The organism is Thiomonas sp. X19 (genome assembly GCF_900089495.1).
In the GTDB taxonomy this organism is placed as follows: domain Bacteria; phylum Pseudomonadota; class Gammaproteobacteria; order Burkholderiales; family Burkholderiaceae_C; genus Thiomonas_A.
Genome location: NZ_LT605203.1, coordinates 4,218,424 through 4,235,046 on the forward strand (window position 1 = coordinate 4,218,424; position 16,623 = coordinate 4,235,046).

Genomic DNA, 16,623 nt, shown 5'->3' on the forward strand with positions numbered 1-16,623 from the left:
CCTCAACCGAGAATTTCTTCGAGGCTCTTGCCACGCTTCATGGCGATCTCGGAAGGCGTATTGGCCTTGATGAGACCGTCCAGCGTGGCACGAACCATGTTGTAGGGATTGGTCGAGCCATGGCTCTTGGCAACGACGTCGGTGATGCCGACGACCTCGAAGATGGCGCGCATCGGGCCGCCTGCAATGATGCCCGTTCCCTGAGGAGCCGGCGCCATCATGACGTCGGAAGCAGCGTGACTGCCGAAGACCTGATGATGCAGCGTGCCGTTTTTCAGCTTCACCTTGATCATGTTGCGGCGCGCCTGGTCCATGGCTTTCTGCACGGCAACTGGCACTTCGCGCGCCTTGCCCTTGCCCATCCCGATGCGGCCATCGCCATCACCCACGACGGCAAGCGCAGCAAAACCCAGGATACGACCACCCTTGACCACTTTGGTCACGCGGTTGACTGCAATCATTTTTTCCCGCAGACCGTCATCACGGGCTTCGGTGTTCATCTTTGCTTGGACTTTGGCCATCTCAACCTCAGAATTTCAAACCAGCTTCACGTGCTGCTTCAGCCAAGGCCTTGACGCGGCCGTGGTACTGGAAACCAGAGCGATCAAAGGCAACCTGCTCAATACCTGCGGCACGTGCCTTTTCCGCAATACGGCGGCCGACAATTTGCGCTGCGCCCACATTCCCACCGGAACCCTGCAACTGCTGACGCACTTCAGGCTCAATGGTCGAAGCAGTCATCAGCACGCGCTCGCCGTCATCGGAAATGATGCTGGCGTAGATGTGTGCATTCGAGCGATGCACCGCAAGGCGCGTCACACGGAGGCGCGCAATCTGGGCGCGTGTGGACTTGGCGCGACGCATACGGGCTAGTTTTTTATTCAACATGTCACAGCCCCTTATTTCTTCTTGGTTTCCTTGATCACCACGACCTCATTGGCGTAGCGAACACCCTTGCCCTTGTATGGCTCGGGCGGACGGATTGCACGAATATCGGCAGCCATTTGGCCGACGAGTTGTTTGTCAACGCCCTTGAGCACGATTTCAGTCGGCGTCGGCGCCTCCACTTTGATGCCATCGGGCATATCACGCACCACAGGGTGCGAGAAACCGAGGGAAAGATTCAGTTTGGCACCCTGGACTTGAACCTTGTAACCCACACCGACAAGAGTCAGCTTTTTCTCAAAGCCCTTGTCCACGCCGGCAACCATGCCGGCAACCAGGGCGCGGAACGTACCCGACAGGGCATGCGACTCGCGACTTGCGTCGGCTGGCGCAAACGTCAAAGAACCATCTTGCAATTCAACCTTGACCAAGGGGTTCAATGCACGTTGCAGACGACCCAAACCACCCTTGACTGCGATTTGCTCAGCAGTGAGGGACACTTCAACGCCTTTGGGCACAACGATAGGATTTTTGGCGACTCGCGACATGGTCGGCCCTCAATTAAGCAACATAACAAAGGACCTCACCGCCGACGCCAACCTGACGCGCCTTGCGATCGGTCATCACACCCTGAGGCGTGGAGACAATAGCGACACCCAGCCCATTCAGAACCTGGGGAATGGCGTGCTGTCCACGATAGATGCGTAGCCCAGGACGGCTAACACGCTCGATGCGCTCGATGACAGGACGCCCTGCGTAGTACTTGAGCGCAATTTGCAAGTCAGCCTTGACGCCATCGCGCAGTAATTCGAAGCCATCGATATAGCCCTCGTCCTGCAGCACCTGCGCAATGGCAGCCTTCAATTTCGATGCCGGCATCTTGACGGTGGCTTTCTCGACCATCTGCGCATTACGGATGCGCGTCAGCATGTCGGCAATAGGATCACTCATGCTCATTGAATATTCTCCGGAGAGTTCCGTTAGCCGTCTTACCAGCTGGACTTGGTGATGCCGGGGATCTCCCCGCGAAACGCCAGTTCACGAATCTTGTTACGGCCCAATCCGAACTTGCGGAACGTGCCGCGCGGGCGCCCTGTCAATGCACAGCGATTGCGCAAGCGGGTCGGGTTTGCATTGCGCGGTAGCTGCTGCAAGCCAAGACGCGCTTGCAAATGATCTTCGTGCGACTTGCTCATATCAGCGATGACAGCCTGTAGGGCGGCACGCTTGCCAGCAAATTTCTCAACGAGTTTTTCGCGCTTTTCCTGGCGGTTGATCAATGAAAGCTTAGCCATGGCAATCTCAGTTTTTGAAAGGAAAGCGGAAAGCGGAAAGCAGTGCCTTGCACTCGTCATCCGATTTTGCCGAGGTTGTGATGCTGATATTCAGGCCACGCAGCGCATCGACCTTGTCATACTCCACCTCTGGGAAAATGATTTGCTCTTTGACGCCGATGTTGTAATTGCCGCGCCCGTCGAAGGCACGCGATGAAACCCCACGGAAATCGCGCACACGCGGGAGCGCAACCGTCACCAAACGATCCAGAAATTCATACATGCGACGACCACGCAGCGTCACGGAGCACCCGATTGGCATGCCTTCGCGCACCTTGAACGCAGCAATAGCCTTACGAGCCTTGGTCACCACGGGTCGCTGTCCGGCGATCTTGGTCATGTCGCTCACAGCGTGCTCAATGACCTTCTTGTCAGCAACAGCCTCGGATACGCCCATATTCAGCGTGATCTTCGTGATGCGAGGAACCTCCATCACGGATTTATAGCCGTACCGCTCCAACAAACTTGGAACCACTTGACCCGTATAAAACTCTTGTAAACGCGTCATAACGCCCCCAGTTAAACCTTGATTTCCTCGCCGCTCGAACGGAATACGCGAACCTTCTTTCCGTCAGAGAGCAAACGAATGCCGACACGATCAGCCTTGCCGGACGCGGGATTGAAAATTGCCACATTGCTTTGATGAATGGGCATTTCTTTCGAGATGACACCGCCTGGCTGGTTTTGCATCGGATTGGGGCGGGTGTGACGTTTGACCAGGCCCACCCCCTCAACCAAAAGATGATCCTCACCCTGGCGAGCAATCACCTTGGCGCGGCGCCCCTTGGCTGAACCCGCAATGACGACGACTTCATCGCCCTTGTGTATCTTGTTCATGATGAGCCTCTTAAAGCACTTCAGGTGCGAGGGAAACAATTTTCATGAAGCGCTCCGTGCGCAACTCACGCGTAACCGGCCCGAAAATTCGAGTTCCGATAGGCTCAAGCTTGGCATTGAGGAGAACGGCGGCGTTGGCGTCAAACTTGATCAGCGAGCCATCAGCACGACGAACCCCCTTGGCCGTACGCACGACCACAGCGTTGAACACCTCGCCCTTTTTCACGCGGCCGCGCGGCGCAGCTTCTTTGATGCTGACCTTGATGACATCGCCGATGCCGGCATAGCGACGCTTGGACCCGCCGAGCACCTTGATGCACATAACGGTTTTAGCGCCGGTGTTGTCAGCAACATCCAGCCTTGACTGCATCTGAATCATGTGGAATCCTTTTCCCAACTTGCAAGCGAACGCCGCCAACAGTCTTGGGCCCAGCTTGTGGGTCAATGAAGCGCTCGAGAAATCGAAAGCGCAGAACTATATATTTTTGCCTGACTCGCTGTGCTTGTCAAGGCGCAAGGCAATTATTTTTGCTGAAGTGGCAAGCCGAGGCCTTCCGGTTCGAGCGGTTGGCTTGACCCAGAAACGGCTGTGGCCAGGATGGAACGTTTTTGCCTGGCCACAAGACGCCGGCACAATCACACCAACCTTGATTTTTCGACCAGACGCGTCACAACCCAGGACTTGGTCTTGGAAATCGGACGCGTTTCCGAAATTTCGACCAAATCGCCCAAGTGAAACTGGCCTTGCTCATCGTGAGCGCTGTACTTTTTGGAGCGCACCATATACTTGCCATACAACTCGTGCTGGACACGACGCTCAACCAAAACCGTGACGGTCTTCGAGCGTTTATCACTCACCACGCGCCCTGTCAGAACGCGGGTCAATCCTTCAGTAGCAGACATCATGACTCCTGCGTTGTTTGTTGGCGAATGAGGGTACGCACGCGGGCAATGTCGCGACGCACTTTCATCAATTGACTGGTGTTCTGCAGCTGCTGTGTTGCCTTTTGCATACGAAGACCCATATGGGCCTTCAGCAGTGCGTTGAGTTCATTCTGCAGACCCGAAGCGTCCAGTTTGCGCATTTCTTCCAAATTCATCATCTCACCTCAAAGACCAAAGCGCCGACCGACGAACACCGTACGAAACGGCAACTTAGCTGCTGCGAGTTCGAAGGCTTCACGGGCTTGTTGCTCCGTCACCCCATCGATTTCATAAAGCACTTTGCCAGGCGTGATTTCAGAAACGTAGTACTCAGGATTGCCCTTGCCGTTGCCCATGCGCACTTCAGCAGGCTTGATCGAAATGGGTTTGTCGGGGAATACACGGATCCAGATGCGACCGCCGCGCTTGACATGACGGGAAATGGCACGTCGCGCCGACTCGATCTGGCGTGCAGTCAAGCGACCACGCGTCGTGGCCTTGAGACCATATTCGCCGAAAGCCACAGAGGCTCCACGAGTCGCCACGCCCTTGTTGCGACCCTTTTGTTCCTTGCGGTATTTACGCCGCGCAGGTTGCATCATGACGATTCTCCTTGCTTGCTCGGCTCTGCGACCGATGCCTCGGGTTTGCTGACTTTGCGCACGCGCTTCTCAGGTGTCACCGCCGGCGCGCCTGCGGGCGCAGCATGCGCATCGCCGCGAGTGGAGTCAGGACGGCGGTTGCGACGCGGGCCATTCTTGTCATCGCGACGCGGACGACGATCGGTTTCGGCAGGTTCGGCGGCTTTTTGCGCCAGCGCACCTCGACCCAGCGTGTCACCCTTGTAAACCCAGACCTTGACACCAATGACGCCATAGGTCGTTTTGGCTTCGGAAAAACCGTAGTCAATGTCGGCGCGCAAAGTCTGAAGCGGCACACGGCCCTCACGGTACCACTCGGTACGCGCAATCTCGATCCCGTTCAAACGACCCGATGACATGATCTTGATGCCCTGGGCGCCAAGGCGCATCGCGTTCTGCATGGCACGCTTCATTGCGCGGCGGAACATGATGCGTTTTTCCAACTGCTGCGTGATGGAATCAGCAATAAGCTTGGCATCGATCTCGGGCTTGCGCACCTCCTCGATATCAACGGCGACGGGCACGCCAAGGCGCTTGGTCAATTCCGATTTCAATGCTTCGATATCTTCACCCTTCTTGCCGATCACGACCCCGGGGCGGGCGCTGAAAATTGTGATGCGTGCGTTTTTCGCAGGGCGCTCAATGACGATACGCGAGACGGAGGCGGCCTTGAGTTTCTTGGCCAGGAACTCGCGCACCGCAATATCTTCATTCAGCATTTTCGCAAACTGCCTGCCGCTGGCATACCAGCGGGAAGTCCAGTCATGCGTGACCGCCAGCCTAAAGCCGGTTGGGTTGATTTTCTGTCCCATCTCGAGTCCTTAATTTCCAACCGTGATGTAGATGTGGCAGGTCGGCTTGACGATCCGATTGCCTCGCCCCTTGGCGCGAGCAGAAAAACGCTTCAGCGAAGCGCCCCGCTCGACCATGATGGACTTGACTTTCAACTCGTCGATATCGGCGCCATCGTTGTGCTCCGCGTTGGCGATTGCCGACTCGAGCACCTTCTTGATGATCTGGGCTGCCTTCTTGGGCGTGAAGGCCAGCGTGTTCAAGGCGTGGTCGACTTTCTTGCCACGAATGAGGTCAGCGACCAGGCGGCCTTTTTGCTCTGACAACCGCACGCCCCGCAGAATTGCTTGTGTTTCCATAGTCCTTACCTCTTCGCGGCTTTCTTGTCTGCAGGATGACCCTTGAATGTGCGGGTCAGCGCAAACTCACCGAGCTTATGGCCCACCATTTGGTCGGTGATGTAGACGGGCATGTGCTGACGGCCGTTGTGCACAGCGACGGTCACGCCAATGAACTCGGGAAGCACAGTGGAGCGCCGCGACCAAGTCTTGATCGGCTTCTTGTCTTTCGTGGCAACTGCGTTTTCAATCTTCCGAATCAGATGAAGATCGCAAAACGGGCCTTTTTTAAGAGAACGTGTCATAACTGAGCCTCTGACTTACTTTTTGCGACGCGAGACGATCATGCCCTGCGTGCGCTTGTTCTGGCGTGTGCGATAGCCCTTGGTCGGAGTACCCCATGGGCTGACGGGGGTGCGGCCTTCACCAGTCTTACCCTCGCCACCACCGTGCGGGTGATCGACAGGATTCATGGCGACGCCACGCACGGTCGGGCGTATGCCCTTCCAGCGCTTAGCGCCAGCCTTACCGTACTGGCGCAGACTATTTTCTTCGTTGCTGACCTCGCCGATGGTGGCGCGGCATTCGACGTGGATCTTGCGCACTTCACCGGAACGCAGTCGCACTTGAGCGTAGACACCTTCACGCGCCATCAGCACAGCCGACGATCCAGCCGAACGGATCATTTGCGCGCCCTTACCCGCTGTCAGCTCAACGCAATGAATGGTGGAGCCCACGGGGATACTGCGAATGGGGAGGCAATTGCCAGCCTTGATCGGCGCCTCGACACCACTGAGAACCATGCTGCCAACCTCAATGCCACGCGGAGCGATGATGTAGCGGCGCTCGCCATCGGCGTAGCACAGCAAAGCAATGTGCGCCGTGCGATTGGGGTCGTATTCAATGCGTTCGACCTTTGCCGGGATGCCATCTTTGTCGCGGCGGAAATCAACGACGCGGTAATGCTGCTTGCTGCCACCCCCACGATGGCGCACCGTGATATGGCCATTGTTGTTACGACCAGCATTTTGCTTCTGCGGCTCGAGCAAGCTCTTTTCGGGCGCGCCTTTGTGCAGATGCTTGTGGACAACCTTCACGACGGCGCGACGGCCGGCGGAAGTTGGTTTCACCTTGACGACTGCCATGTTAGACACCCTCCTGGGCAAAGTTCAGTTCCTGACCCGCAGCCAGGCTGACATAGGCTTTGCGAACATTGCTGCGGTGGCCAACACCACGTGACGTACGCTTGACCTTACCCTTCTGGTTCAAAACCTGGACGCCAATGACCTGAACCTTGAAAAAGGCCTCGACTGCCGCCTTGATTTCATCCTTGCTCGCGTCCTGGCGCACGCGGAACGCAACCTGGTTGCGCTTATCCGCCAGCATCGTGGCCTTCTCGGAAATAATCGGCGCAAGCAGAACTTGCATCAGACGTTGTTCTTGTGCTTGTTGCTGACTCATGACAACATCTCCTGCAGCTTGGCCACAGCGCCCTTGGCAATCAGGACCTTCTTGTAATAAATCAAGGACAGTGGGTCCATGTAGCGAGGCTCGACCAACAACACATTGGGCAGATTACGCGCTGCAAGCATCAGTTTTTCATCGATCGAATCTGCGATGTACAGAACCGAATCCAGACCCATGGCACGCAACTTGGTGGCGAGCAGTTTGGTCTTGGGCGCATCGAGAACCAACTCCTCGGTCACCATGACACGACCTTCGCGCGCCAACTGCGAAAGGATGGAACGCATGCCGGCGCGGTACATCTTTTTGTTGATTTTCTGGGTGAAATTCTCATCACCAGAGTTCGGAAAAATTCGACCGCCTCCGCGCCACAACGGGGAACTTGTCATGCCTGCGCGAGCGCGACCAGTACCCTTTTGACGCCACGGCTTGCGGGTGGAATGCTTGACCTCAGCGCGGTCTTTTTGCGCGCGGGTGCCCATACGTGCATTGGCCTGATAGGCAATCACAATCTGGTGAATCAGCGCTTCGTTGTATTCACGGCCAAAAATCGTGTCCGGAGCGTCAAATGCGGCGCCTTGCGCGCCATCGGCGGCAACAAAATTCAGTTGAGTCATGATTGAACTCCCGCCTTCTTCACTGCGGGCCGCAGCGTGACGCAGCCGGAGTCGGCCCCGGGGATCGAGCCCTTTACCATGATCAAGTCTCGCGCCTCATCAATGCGCACGACCTCGAGATTCTGAATCGTGACATTGGTACCGCCCAGTCGTCCAGACATGCGCTTACCAGGGAATACACGCCCTGGATCCTGCGCCATGCCGATTGAACCCGGCGCGCGTGTTGTTACCGAGTTGCCGTGCGAAGCGCGGTTGGAGGAAAAGTGGTGACGCTTGATCGCGCCCGCATAGCCCTTGCCAATGGTGACACCACGGACATCCAGCATTTGCCCAACCGCGAAAAGCGTGGCGGGGAGCTTGCTGCCGCACTGGTAAGACGCAGCAACGTCCGCAGGAACCCGGAACTCACAAAGAAGCTTTGCGGGCTCGACGGATGCCTTGGCCAAGTGACCAGCTTCTGCCTTGGTCAGCGAGGAGGGTTTGGTTGCACCAAAAGCAACCTGGATGGCGCTGTAGCCATCCTTGTCAGCCTGGCGAATTTGCGCCACGGCGTTGCGAGAAACGTCCAGGACGGTGACGGGAATGGATACCCCGTCGTCCGTGAACACTCGCATCATGCCGACCTTGCGCGCAACAAGGCCGAGTGCTTGCGTACTCATTCTTTTCTCCATGCCAGCTGCGATTGGCTGGCGTCATATGCTGATTTGCAAAACTGACGATTCCAAGCTGTTGCCTGGAGATGCCGTTTTGCGCCAAACGATTTACATGAATCAGAGCCTGCCTTACGGAAGGCCCAAGCTTGAACGCTGAAAAGCTTTTCAGTATAGCCGGGCGCCTGTCTTCTGGCTAGTGGGCTTCCTGATTTTTACTGCAACTTGATTTCGACATCGACGCCAGCGGGCAGGTCAAGCTTCATCAAAGCGTCAACCGTCTTGTCCGTCGGATCAACAATGTCCATCAGGCGCTGGTGCGTGCGAATTTCAAACTGGTCGCGTGAGCTTTTGTTCACATGGGGCGAACGCAAGATATCGAAACGCTGCAGACGTGTCGGCAGCGGCACGGGGCCCTTGACAATGGCCCCAGTGCGCTTGGCCGTGTCAACAATTTCCAGGGCCGACTGATCGATGAGGCGGTAGTCGAAGGCCTTGAGACGAATACGAATTTTCTGACTTTGCATTGCAGTTCCAAAGAGCGGGAAAACGAGGCGAGCCTCTCTATTACTCGATAATTTTCGCCACGACGCCGGCGCCGACGGTACGGCCGCCCTCGCGAATGGCAAAGCGCAGACCTTCTTCCATGGCGATCGGGTGGATGAGCTTGACGGTGATGCTCACATTATCGCCCGGCATGACCATTTCCTTGTCCTTGGGCAGTTCGATGGCGCCGGTGACGTCGGTGGTGCGGAAGTAGAACTGCGGGCGGTAGTTGTTGAAGAACGGGGTGTGACGCCCGCCCTCGTCCTTGGAGAGCACGTAGATCTCGGCGGTGAAGTGGGTGTGGGGCTTGACGCTGCCGGGCTTGCACAGCACCTGGCCGCGCTGCACGTCTTCGCGCTTGGTGCCGCGCAGCAGGATGCCCACGTTGTCGCCCGCCTGGCCCTGGTCGAGCAGCTTGCGGAACATTTCCACGCCGGTGCAGGTGGTCTTTTGGGTGGCGGCGATGCCGACGATCTCGATTTCTTCGCCTACCTTGATGATGCCGCGCTCGATGCGCCCGGTCACCACGGTGCCGCGCCCGGAGATGGAGAACACGTCTTCCACGGGCATGAGGAAGGCGCCGTCGACCGCGCGCTCGGGCGTGGGGATGTAGGTGTCCAGGGCGTCGGCCAGGCGCAAGATGGCTTGTTCGCCGAGCTCGCCCTTGTCGCCTTCCAGGGCCAGCTTGGCGGAGCCGTGGATGATGGGGGTGTCGTCGCCGGGGAAGTTGTACTTGGTGAGCAGCTCGCGCACTTCCATCTCGACGAGCTCGAGCAGCTCGGCGTCGTCGACCATGTCGCACTTGTTGAGAAAGACGATGATGTAGGGCACGCCGACCTGGCGCGCCAGCAGGATGTGCTCGCGGGTCTGGGGCATGGGGCCGTCGGCGGCCGACACCACCAGGATGGCGCCGTCCATCTGCGCCGCGCCGGTGATCATGTTCTTGACGTAGTCGGCGTGCCCGGGGCAGTCGACGTGGGCGTAGTGCCGGTTCTTGGTCTCGTACTCGACGTGCGCGGTGTTGATGGTGATGCCGCGCGCCTTCTCCTCCGGCGCCGCGTCGATCTGGTCGTACGCCTTGGCTTCGCCGCCGAACTTGCTCGACAGCACCGTGGTGATGGCCGCCGTCAGCGTGGTCTTGCCGTGGTCCACGTGGCCTATCGTCCCCACGTTCACGTGTGGCTTGGTCCGCTCAAATTTGCTCTTCGCCATGATGAATGCCTTTAGAACTTGGTCAAATAAACTTGAAATTACTTGCTGGTACGCGCGCTGATGATGGCCTCTGCCACATTCCTGGGCGCTTCGGAGTAGTGCTTGAATTCCATGGAATAGGTGGCACGACCCTGAGACATCGAACGCAGCGTTGTGGAATAGCCGAACATCTCGGACAAAGGCACTTCGGCGCGTATGACTTTGCCACCCGTGACGATTTCGTCCATGCCCTGAACCATGCCGCGGCGCGACGACAAATCGCCCATCACATTGCCGGCGTAGTCTTCCGGCGTCTCAACTTCAACGGCCATCATGGGCTCAAGAATCACAGGACTGGCCTTGCGGCATCCGTCCTTGAAGCCCATCGACGCAGCCATCTTGAAAGCCTGCTCGGAGGAATCGACCTCGTGGTAGGAACCGAAATGCAAGGTCACTTTCACGTCAACCACTGGGTACCCAGCCAAAACACCCGAGTTCAGTGTTTCCTCGATGCCTTTTTGCACAGCGGGGATGTACTCGCGTGGCACGACGCCACCCTTGATCGCATCAATGAACTGAAAACCCTTGCCAATCTCATTCGGTTCGATCTTGAGGACGACATGCCCGTACTGTCCCTTGCCACCGGACTGGCGAACGAACTTGCCCTCGGCGTTGTCCACGGTCTTGCGAATGGTCTCACGATATGCCACCTGCGGCTTGCCGACATTCGCCTCGACGCCGAACTCGCGCCGCATACGGTCGACGATGATCTCAAGGTGGAGTTCACCCATGCCGGAAATAATGGTCTGCCCTGACTCTTCATCGGTCTTGACGCGGAAGGAGGGGTCTTCCTGAGCCAAGCGCTGCAAGGCAATGCCCATCTTCTCCTGGTCTGCCTTGGTCTTTGGCTCCACGGCTTGAGAAATGACCGGCTCCGGAAAGATCATCTTTTCCAAAGTGATGATGGAATTCGGATCGCACAGGGTTTCACCAGTCGTCACTTCGCGCAAGCCTACGCACGCTGCAATATCGCCAGCGCGCACTTCCTTGATTTCGTCACGCTGATTGGCATGCATTTGCAACAGGCGGCCGATACGTTCCTTTTTACCCTTGATAGGGTTGTAAATGGTGTCGCCCGAAGCAAGTATGCCGGAATAAACTCGAATAAAAGTCAATTGCCCCACATAGGGGTCGGTCATCAACTTAAATGCAAGTGCAGAAAATTTTTCATCATCACTTGCGCGTCGCTGCGTGTCTGCCTCATCATCATCTGTACCATGAACAGGCGGAATATCAACAGGCGACGGGAGAAAATCAATCACAGCATCCAGCATGCGCTGCACGCCCTTGTTCTTGAATGCTGTTCCGCAAAGCATGGGCTGGATTTCACCCGCGATTGTTCTCGCGCGCAAGCCCTGCTTAATTTCTTCCTCAGTCAATTCACCCGACTCGAGATAACGATTCATCAGATCTTCGTTAGCCTCGGCCGCAGCCTCAATCATATTTGAGCGCCACTTCCCGACTTCCCCAAGCAACTCCGTAGGGATCGCTTGATATTCAAATTTCATGCCCTGAGACGCCTCATCCCAGATAATTGCCTTCATTTTGAGAAGGTCAACGACGCCTATGAAATTCTCTTCAGCCCCGATGGGATAAACGACAGGCACAGGATTAGCCTTAAGCCGACTTCTCATCTGGTCATAGACTTTGAAAAAATTGGCTCCCGTGCGGTCCATCTTATTAACGAAAGCGAGGCGCGGAACTTTGTACTTGTTAGCTTGACGCCAGACTGTTTCAGATTGGGGCTGAACACCGCCCACGGCACAATACACCATGCATGCGCCGTCAAGTACGCGCATGGAGCGCTCAACTTCGATTGTGAAATCGACGTGGCCTGGAGTATCGATAATGTTGATTCGATGCTCAGGGAGGGACAGATCCATCCCCTTCCAGAAACAAGTCGTGGCGGCTGATGTGATGGTGATGCCGCGCTCCTGCTCCTGCTCCATCCAATCCATCGTGGCGGCGCCATCATGCACCTCGCCAATCTTGTGATTAACGCCGGTATAGAACAGAATGCGCTCGGTCGTCGTGGTTTTGCCGGCATCAATATGCGCGGAAATACCGATATTCCGATATCGCTCAATAGGAGTCTTTCTAGCCATCATATGCCCCGAAAATTAGAACCTGAAATGGGAGAAAGCCTTGTTTGCCTCAGCCATGCGGTGAACCTCGTCACGACGCTTCATGGCAGAGCCACGGCCCTCGGAGGCCTCCATCAGCTCATTAGCCAGGCGCTGGGCCATGGATTTCTCACCACGTTTTTTAGCCGCCTCGCGGATCCAGCGCATAGCCAAGGCCGCGCGACGCTGGGGGCGCACTTCAACAGGAACTTGGTAATTAGCACCACCGACACGCCGGGATTTAACCTCAACAACAGGCTTCACATTGCTCAGCGCCAACGCGAAAACCTCAACGGGGTCTTTGCCGCTTTTCGCCTGAATCGTCTCGAAAGCACCATAGACAATACTTTCGGCGATGGCTTTTTTGCCAGAAAGCATGACCACATTCATAAATTTGGCGACATCGAGATTGCCGAATTTTGGATCGGGGAGAATTTCGCGCTTAGCGATTACACGGCGACGTGACATTTAAGTTCCTTTTTCAGTTGGGCCAAGCCCAGACTTCACAGTTGTGAAGCACTTACTCAACCCAATATCAGGGCTGAACAGGAGGGACGATCAATACTTATTTTTTCGGGCGCTTGGCGCCATATTTTGACCGCGACTGTTTGCGATCTTTCACGCCTTGCAAATCGAGAGAGCCACGGACAATGTGATAGCGGACGCCAGGAAGATCCTTGACACGACCACCACGCACCAGAACAACTGAGTGCTCCTGAAGATTGTGCCCTTCGCCGCCGATATAGGAGATCACCTCGAAACCATTTGTCAAACGCACTTTTGCAACCTTACGCAGTGCGGAATTCGGTTTCTTGGGGGTCGTGGTATACACACGTGTGCACACGCCCCGGCGCTGCGGGGAATTTTCCATGGCAGGACTTTTAGACTTGAGCGTCTCAGCTGCACGGCCCTGGCGAACCAACTGATTGATGGTTGGCATAGTGATCCCTTTTAGGAAGAACTTATGAATTATTCAAAACATGACAAAAGCCCGGCCATTCAATAAATGGCCGGGATAGATGGTGTGCCTGACGATGTCCTACTTTCACACGCGAATGCGCACTATCATCGGCGCTGAGGTGTTTCACTGTCCTGTTCGGGATGGGAAGGAGTGGGACCACCTCGCTATGGTCATCAGGCGTAACTTGTCGGCGCACAGTCATGGAGACGTGCAACCCAATTCGAAAAGCTGTTTGCGATTACATCACACTTAAATCAAAGTTATAGGATCAAGCCTCACGGGCAATTAGTACTGGTTAGCTCAACGCATTACTGCGCTTCCACACCCAGCCTATCAACGTTGTAGTCTTCAACGACCCTTTAGGGAGATCGAGTCTCCAGGGAAGCCTAATCTTGAGGCGAGTTTCCCGCTTAGATGCTTTCAGCGGTTATCTCTTCCGCACATAGCTACCCGGCGATGCCACTGGCGTGACAACCGGTACACCAGGGGTGCGTCCACTCCGGTCCTCTCGTACTAGGAGCAGCCCCTCTCAAGCTTCCAGCGCCCACGGAAGATAGGGACAAAACTGTCTCACGACGTTTTAAACCCAGCTCACGTACCTCTTTAAATGGCGAACAGCCATACCCTTGGGACCGGCTACAGCCCCAGGATGAGATGAGCCGACATCGAGGTGCCAAACACCGCCGTCGATATGAACTCTTGGGCGGTATCAGCCTGTTATCCCCAGAGTACCTTTTATCCGTTGAGCGATGGCCCTTCCATACAGAACCACCGGATCACTATGTCCTGCTTTCGCATCTGCTCGACTTGTCAGTCTCGCAGTTAAGCACGCTTATGCCATTGCACTATCAGCACGATTTCCGACCGTACCTAGCGTACCTTCGAACTCCTCCGTTACGCTTTAGGAGGAGACCGCCCCAGTCAAACTGCCCACCATGCACTGTTCCCAATCCTGATTCAAGGACCAAGGTTAGAACCTCAAACACACCAGGGTGGTATTTCAAGGTTGGCTCCACCGGAACTAGCATCCCGGCTTCAAAGCCTCCCACCTATCCTACACAGGTCTGTTCAAAATCCAATGCAAAGCTACAGTAAAGGTTCATGGGGTCTTTCCGTCTTTCCGCGGGGAGATTGCATCATCACAAACATTTCAACTTCGCTGAGTCTCGGGAGGAGACAGTGTGGCCATCGTTACGCCATTCGTGCAGGTCGGAACTTACCCGACAAGGAATTTCGCTACCTTAGGACCGTTATAGTTACGGCCGCCGTTTACCGGGGCTTCGATCAAGAGCTTGCACCCCATCACTTAACCTTCCGGCACCGGGCAGGCGTCACACCCTATACGTCCACTTTCGTGTTTGCAGAGTGCTGTGTTTTTAATAAACAGTCGCAGCCACCTTTTCACTGCGGCCCCGTTCTGCTCAGCCTGTACGGCGTCACATACCAGGGGCGTACCTTATCCCGAAGTTACGGTACAAATTTGCCGAGTTCCTTCTCCCGAGTTCTCTCAAGCGCCTTAGAATACTCATCTCGCGCACCAGTGTCGGTTTGCGGTACGGTCATGTCCAGCTGAAGCTTAGTGGCTTTTCTTGGAAGCAGAGTATCAGCTACTTCAGCGGCAAGCCGCCTCGTCATCACATCTCAGCTAAGCCCCCCGGATTTGCCTAAGGAGCACGCCTACCTGCTTGAACCGGGACATCCAACACCCGGATAACCTAACTTTCTCCGTCCCCACATCGCACTGGACAGTGGTACAGGAATATTAACCTGTTTCCCATCGACTACGCATTTCTGCCTCGCCTTAGGGGCCGACTCACCCTACGCCGATGAACGTTGCGTAGGAAACCTTGCGCTTTCGGCGAGGGGGCTTTTCACCCCCTTTAACGCTACTCATGTCAGCATTCGCACTTCCGATACCTCCAGCATTCCTTACAGAACACCTTCACAGGCTTACGGAACGCTCCTCTACCATGTGCTTACGCACATCCGCAGCTTCGGTATATAGCTTAGCCCCGTTACATCTTCCGCGCAGGACGACTCGATCAGTGAGCTATTACGCTTTCTTTAAAGGATGGCTGCTTCTAAGCCAACTTCCTGACTGTCAAAGCCTTCCCACTTCGTTTCCCACTTAGCTATATTTAGGGACCTTAGCTGGCGGTCTGGGTTGTTTCCCTCTTGAGTCCGGACGTTAGCACCCGGTGCTCTGTCTCCCGTGCTGACACTCTTCGGTATTCGGAGTTTGCCTTGGTTTGGTAAGTCGCCATGACCCCCTAGCCAAAACAGTGCTCTACCCCCGAAGGTGATACACGAGGCACTACCTAAATAGTTTTCGAGGAGAACCAGCTATTTCCGGATTTGTTTAGCCTTTCACCCCTATCCACAGCTCATCCGCTAATTTTGCAACACTAGTCGGTTCGGACCTCCAGCTGGTGTTACCCAGCCTTCATCCTGGCCATGGATAGATCATCCGGTTTCGGGTCTACACCCAGCGACTGAACGCCCTGTTCGGACTCGGTTTCCCTACGCCTTCCCTATTCGGTTAAGCTCGCCACTGAATGTAAGTCGCTGACCCATTATACAAAAGGTACGCCGTCACCCTTACGGGCTCCGACTTTTTGTATGCATACGGTTTCAGGATCTATTTCACTCCCCTCCCGGGGTTCTTTTCACCTTTCCCTCACGGTACTTGTTCACTATCGGTCGACTACGAGTATTTAGCCTTGGAGGATGGTCCCCCCATGTTCAGACAGGATGTCACGTGTCCCGCCCTACTTGTCGTACGCCTAGTTCCACACAGATATTTTCAGGTACGGGGCTATCACCCACTATGGCCACCCTTTCCAAGGTGTTCCCCTGATATTCATGCTAAAACGTACAGGCTGGTCCGATTTCGCTCGCCACTACTATCGGAATCTCGGTTGATTTCTTTTCCTCGAGTTACTTAGATGTTTCAGTTCACTCGGTTAGCCTCATCTGCCTATGTATTCAGCAGAAGATACCCTTGCGGGTGGGTTTCCCCATTCGGACATCTACGGATCAAAGCTTGATTGCCAGCTCCCCGCAGCTTAACGCAGGCTTCCACGTCCTTCATCGCCTGTAGTCGCCAAGGCATCCACCGTATGCACTTAGTCGCTTGATCCTATAACTTTGACTTAAGTCAAAGCAATGGTAAGTTGATAAAGTTTTGATGCAATCGCAAATGCATATACAAATGCAATTATCAGCTTTTCGAATTGTTAAAGAACGCAGCCTATTGATTA

General features: G+C 55.5%; 23 protein-coding genes and 2 rRNA genes. All 25 read right to left on the minus strand.

The window, feature by feature from the left end; genetic code table 11:
* Window positions 1–2 precede the first annotated feature (2 nt).
* Window positions 3–521: a 30S ribosomal protein S5 gene (rpsE, locus tag THIX_RS20565; protein ID WP_112487706.1), complete on the minus strand. Its 519-nt coding sequence runs from the start codon at window positions 519–521 to the stop codon at window positions 3–5.
* A gap of 7 nt (window positions 522–528) precedes the next feature.
* Window positions 529–885, minus strand: a complete 357-nt coding sequence (gene rplR / locus THIX_RS20570) for a 50S ribosomal protein L18 (protein ID WP_112488520.1) — start codon at window positions 883–885, stop codon at window positions 529–531.
* A 14-nt stretch (window positions 886–899) separates the two neighbouring features.
* Entirely contained in the window at window positions 900–1,433 is a 534-nt protein-coding gene (rplF, locus tag THIX_RS20575) for a 50S ribosomal protein L6 (RefSeq protein ID WP_112487707.1), read from the minus strand.
* A gap of 13 nt (window positions 1,434–1,446) precedes the next feature.
* Window positions 1,447–1,842: a 30S ribosomal protein S8 gene (rpsH, locus tag THIX_RS20580; protein WP_112487708.1), complete on the minus strand. Its 396-nt coding sequence runs from the start codon at window positions 1,840–1,842 to the stop codon at window positions 1,447–1,449.
* A gap of 32 nt (window positions 1,843–1,874) precedes the next feature.
* The gene (rpsN, locus tag THIX_RS20585; RefSeq protein ID WP_112487709.1) at window positions 1,875–2,180 is read right to left on the minus strand and encodes a 30S ribosomal protein S14; all 306 of its coding nucleotides are present in this window, start codon (window positions 2,178–2,180) and stop codon (window positions 1,875–1,877) included.
* Between the two features lie 7 nt (window positions 2,181–2,187).
* Window positions 2,188–2,727: a 50S ribosomal protein L5 gene (gene rplE, locus THIX_RS20590; RefSeq protein WP_112487710.1), complete on the minus strand. Its 540-nt coding sequence runs from the start codon at window positions 2,725–2,727 to the stop codon at window positions 2,188–2,190.
* 11 nt (window positions 2,728–2,738) lie between these two features.
* Window positions 2,739–3,056 (minus strand): 50S ribosomal protein L24, encoded by a 318-nt coding sequence (gene rplX, locus THIX_RS20595; protein WP_112487711.1) that lies wholly within the window; start codon window positions 3,054–3,056, stop codon window positions 2,739–2,741.
* A gap of 10 nt (window positions 3,057–3,066) precedes the next feature.
* Window positions 3,067–3,435, minus strand: a complete 369-nt coding sequence (rplN, locus tag THIX_RS20600) for a 50S ribosomal protein L14 (protein WP_094159054.1) — start codon at window positions 3,433–3,435, stop codon at window positions 3,067–3,069.
* A 257-nt stretch (window positions 3,436–3,692) separates the two neighbouring features.
* Window positions 3,693–3,959 carry a 30S ribosomal protein S17 gene (rpsQ, locus tag THIX_RS20605; RefSeq protein ID WP_371412964.1) on the minus strand — a complete coding sequence of 89 codons (267 nt, stop codon included), beginning with the start codon at window positions 3,957–3,959 and terminating at the stop codon, window positions 3,693–3,695.
* Entirely contained in the window at window positions 3,959–4,156 is a 198-nt protein-coding gene (gene rpmC / locus THIX_RS20610; RefSeq protein WP_112488521.1) for a 50S ribosomal protein L29, read from the minus strand. Before rpmC ends, rpsQ begins: the two co-directional genes overlap by 1 nt.
* A 9-nt stretch (window positions 4,157–4,165) precedes the next feature.
* Entirely contained in the window at window positions 4,166–4,582 is a 417-nt protein-coding gene (rplP, locus tag THIX_RS20615) for a 50S ribosomal protein L16 (RefSeq protein WP_112487713.1), read from the minus strand.
* Entirely contained in the window at window positions 4,579–5,433 is an 855-nt protein-coding gene (rpsC, locus tag THIX_RS20620; RefSeq protein ID WP_112487714.1) for a 30S ribosomal protein S3, read from the minus strand. The genes rplP and rpsC overlap by 4 nt, the downstream gene beginning before the upstream one ends.
* Before the next feature lie 9 nt (window positions 5,434–5,442).
* A complete protein-coding gene (rplV, locus tag THIX_RS20625) occupies window positions 5,443–5,772 on the minus strand; it encodes a 50S ribosomal protein L22 (RefSeq protein ID WP_112487715.1) in 330 nt (109 codons plus the stop codon).
* A 5-nt stretch (window positions 5,773–5,777) separates the two neighbouring features.
* Entirely contained in the window at window positions 5,778–6,056 is a 279-nt protein-coding gene (gene rpsS / locus THIX_RS20630; protein ID WP_112487716.1) for a 30S ribosomal protein S19, read from the minus strand.
* Between the two features lie 15 nt (window positions 6,057–6,071).
* Window positions 6,072–6,896: a 50S ribosomal protein L2 gene (rplB, locus tag THIX_RS20635; RefSeq protein ID WP_112487717.1), complete on the minus strand. Its 825-nt coding sequence runs from the start codon at window positions 6,894–6,896 to the stop codon at window positions 6,072–6,074.
* 1 nt (window position 6,897) lies between these two features.
* The gene (gene rplW, locus THIX_RS20640; protein ID WP_112487718.1) at window positions 6,898–7,212 is read right to left on the minus strand and encodes a 50S ribosomal protein L23; all 315 of its coding nucleotides are present in this window, start codon (window positions 7,210–7,212) and stop codon (window positions 6,898–6,900) included.
* A complete protein-coding gene (gene rplD, locus THIX_RS20645) occupies window positions 7,209–7,832 on the minus strand; it encodes a 50S ribosomal protein L4 (RefSeq protein ID WP_112487719.1) in 624 nt (207 codons plus the stop codon). The genes rplW and rplD overlap by 4 nt, the downstream gene beginning before the upstream one ends.
* Complete coding sequence (gene rplC / locus THIX_RS20650) at window positions 7,829–8,491, minus strand: 50S ribosomal protein L3 (RefSeq protein ID WP_112488522.1); 663 nt, start codon at window positions 8,489–8,491, stop codon at window positions 7,829–7,831. Before rplC ends, rplD begins: the two co-directional genes overlap by 4 nt.
* A gap of 206 nt (window positions 8,492–8,697) precedes the next feature.
* A complete protein-coding gene (rpsJ, locus tag THIX_RS20655) occupies window positions 8,698–9,009 on the minus strand; it encodes a 30S ribosomal protein S10 (protein WP_112487720.1) in 312 nt (103 codons plus the stop codon).
* Window positions 9,010–9,049: 40 nt separating this feature from the next.
* The gene (gene tuf / locus THIX_RS20660; protein ID WP_112487721.1) at window positions 9,050–10,240 is read right to left on the minus strand and encodes an elongation factor Tu; all 1,191 of its coding nucleotides are present in this window, start codon (window positions 10,238–10,240) and stop codon (window positions 9,050–9,052) included.
* Between the two features lie 38 nt (window positions 10,241–10,278).
* Window positions 10,279–12,384 (minus strand): elongation factor G, encoded by a 2,106-nt coding sequence (gene fusA / locus THIX_RS20665; RefSeq protein WP_112488523.1) that lies wholly within the window; start codon window positions 12,382–12,384, stop codon window positions 10,279–10,281.
* 15 nt (window positions 12,385–12,399) lie between these two features.
* Entirely contained in the window at window positions 12,400–12,870 is a 471-nt protein-coding gene (rpsG, locus tag THIX_RS20670) for a 30S ribosomal protein S7 (RefSeq protein ID WP_112487722.1), read from the minus strand.
* 97 nt (window positions 12,871–12,967) lie between these two features.
* The gene (gene rpsL / locus THIX_RS20675; protein ID WP_112487723.1) at window positions 12,968–13,342 is read right to left on the minus strand and encodes a 30S ribosomal protein S12; all 375 of its coding nucleotides are present in this window, start codon (window positions 13,340–13,342) and stop codon (window positions 12,968–12,970) included.
* An 86-nt stretch (window positions 13,343–13,428) separates the two neighbouring features.
* Window positions 13,429–13,541 (minus strand): 5S ribosomal RNA (gene rrf, locus THIX_RS20680).
* 86 nt (window positions 13,542–13,627) lie between these two features.
* Window positions 13,628–16,502: ribosomal RNA gene (locus THIX_RS20685) — 23S ribosomal RNA — on the minus strand.
* Between the last annotated feature and the right edge of the window lie 121 nt (window positions 16,503–16,623).

Bases quoted from the DNA above. Each gene is read 5' to 3' on its own strand.
- rpsG (WP_112487722.1), bottom strand. From the start codon at position 12,870: ATGTCACGTCGCCGTGTAATCGCTAAGCGCGAAATTCTCCCCGATCCA.
- rplF (WP_112487707.1), bottom strand. From the start codon at position 1,433: ATGTCGCGAGTCGCCAAAAATCCTATCGTTGTGCCCAAAGGCGTTGAA.
- rplN (WP_094159054.1), bottom strand. From the start codon at position 3,435: ATGATTCAGATGCAGTCAAGGCTGGATGTTGCTGACAACACCGGCGCT.
- rplP (WP_112487713.1), bottom strand. From the start codon at position 4,582: ATGATGCAACCTGCGCGGCGTAAATACCGCAAGGAACAAAAGGGTCGC.
- rpsS (WP_112487716.1), bottom strand. From the start codon at position 6,056: ATGACACGTTCTCTTAAAAAAGGCCCGTTTTGCGATCTTCATCTGATT.
- rpsC (WP_112487714.1), bottom strand. From the start codon at position 5,433: ATGGGACAGAAAATCAACCCAACCGGCTTTAGGCTGGCGGTCACGCAT.
- rpmC (WP_112488521.1), bottom strand. From the start codon at position 4,156: ATGAATTTGGAAGAAATGCGCAAACTGGACGCTTCGGGTCTGCAGAAT.
- rpsQ (WP_371412964.1), bottom strand. From the start codon at position 3,959: ATGTCTGCTACTGAAGGATTGACCCGCGTTCTGACAGGGCGCGTGGTG.
- rplX (WP_112487711.1), bottom strand. From the start codon at position 3,056: ATGAACAAGATACACAAGGGCGATGAAGTCGTCGTCATTGCGGGTTCA.
- rplB (WP_112487717.1), bottom strand. From the start codon at position 6,896: ATGGCAGTCGTCAAGGTGAAACCAACTTCCGCCGGCCGTCGCGCCGTC.
- rplV (WP_112487715.1), bottom strand. From the start codon at position 5,772: ATGGAAACACAAGCAATTCTGCGGGGCGTGCGGTTGTCAGAGCAAAAA.
- rpsL (WP_112487723.1), bottom strand. From the start codon at position 13,342: ATGCCAACCATCAATCAGTTGGTTCGCCAGGGCCGTGCAGCTGAGACG.
- rpsN (WP_112487709.1), bottom strand. From the start codon at position 2,180: ATGGCTAAGCTTTCATTGATCAACCGCCAGGAAAAGCGCGAAAAACTC.
- rpsE (WP_112487706.1), bottom strand. From the start codon at position 521: ATGGCCAAAGTCCAAGCAAAGATGAACACCGAAGCCCGTGATGACGGT.
- tuf (WP_112487721.1), bottom strand. From the start codon at position 10,240: ATGGCGAAGAGCAAATTTGAGCGGACCAAGCCACACGTGAACGTGGGG.
- rplD (WP_112487719.1), bottom strand. From the start codon at position 7,832: ATGACTCAACTGAATTTTGTTGCCGCCGATGGCGCGCAAGGCGCCGCA.
- fusA (WP_112488523.1), bottom strand. From the start codon at position 12,384: ATGGCTAGAAAGACTCCTATTGAGCGATATCGGAATATCGGTATTTCC.
- rplW (WP_112487718.1), bottom strand. From the start codon at position 7,212: ATGAGTCAGCAACAAGCACAAGAACAACGTCTGATGCAAGTTCTGCTT.
- rplC (WP_112488522.1), bottom strand. From the start codon at position 8,491: ATGAGTACGCAAGCACTCGGCCTTGTTGCGCGCAAGGTCGGCATGATG.
- rpsJ (WP_112487720.1), bottom strand. From the start codon at position 9,009: ATGCAAAGTCAGAAAATTCGTATTCGTCTCAAGGCCTTCGACTACCGC.
- rpsH (WP_112487708.1), bottom strand. From the start codon at position 1,842: ATGAGCATGAGTGATCCTATTGCCGACATGCTGACGCGCATCCGTAAT.
- rplE (WP_112487710.1), bottom strand. From the start codon at position 2,727: ATGACGCGTTTACAAGAGTTTTATACGGGTCAAGTGGTTCCAAGTTTG.